At 57.1% G+C, this 392-nt stretch carries 1 pseudogene; it reads right to left on the reverse strand.

What is annotated here, in order from left to right:
• Positions 1–354: pseudogene (locus CBX98_RS25545) on the reverse strand (glycosyltransferase family 2 protein); the annotation flags it as partial.
• Positions 355–392: the final 38 nt, after the last annotated feature.

The following is a 392-nucleotide window of genomic DNA, read 5'->3' on the forward strand; positions in this document are numbered from 1 at the left end:
AGTGGGCGATCCCCGGTGGATGGCACGACTGGGGACGTGGGACACGTCATAGTTCACGAAAGCGAGAAGCAGCTGGAAGCCGAAAAGCAGGGACAGAGCGGCAATGATGACCGTCCCGACTGGCGTCGACGACTGCGTTGAGACCGAGTGAAACCAGTGATATCCACCAAACACTGCCCCGAACAACAGCGCGATCGTCCCGGACACGAGTTCTATGGACGCGATCGACATGTCGCGCAGGAAATAGTTATAGAAGACACGCTTGCATGCGTTCTGCAGGTGCTTGGTGAGAAACTCCCCGAAAATCTTCGAGATGTGGAGGTTGCTCACTTCATCTCCATATTTCGCGTCCATGGGCACGTCCACGACCGTGGCGCGAAACGTGCCCAGGC

It is taken from the genome of Vibrio sp. T9 (assembly GCF_003123985.1).
GTDB lineage: Bacteria > Pseudomonadota > Gammaproteobacteria > Enterobacterales > Vibrionaceae > Vibrio > Vibrio diabolicus.